Source organism: Xanthomarina sp. F2636L, from assembly GCF_026410195.1.
In the GTDB taxonomy this organism is placed as follows: domain Bacteria; phylum Bacteroidota; class Bacteroidia; order Flavobacteriales; family Flavobacteriaceae; genus Xanthomarina.
In genome coordinates this window covers 1-216 of record NZ_JAPMLM010000045.1, presented here as the reverse complement: position 1 = coordinate 216, position 216 = coordinate 1, and the positions used below count along the sequence as shown (strand labels likewise).

Sequence of the window (216 nt, the reverse complement as noted above, 5' to 3'; positions counted from 1 at the left end):
TGACTCAACTGATAATTCTGATCCTTGTAACGTAGTAGTTACACGTACTTGGACATTTACTGATAGCTGTAATAATACATCTAGTGTGTCACAAACTATTACTGTTTCTGATACTACGGCACCTGTAGCTCCAGCTGCTCCGGCTGATATAACAGTAGAATGTATCGATGATGTACCTGCTCCTATAGATTTAACAGCAACAGATAACTGTGCTGG

1 protein-coding gene is annotated in these 216 nt (G+C 39.8%); it reads left to right on the top strand.

Features of this window, described 5'->3' with window-relative positions; translation table 11 throughout:
- A partial coding sequence (locus OS191_RS15610; RefSeq protein ID WP_267153695.1) for an HYR-like domain-containing protein occupies nt 1–216 on the top strand: 216 nt, incomplete at both ends.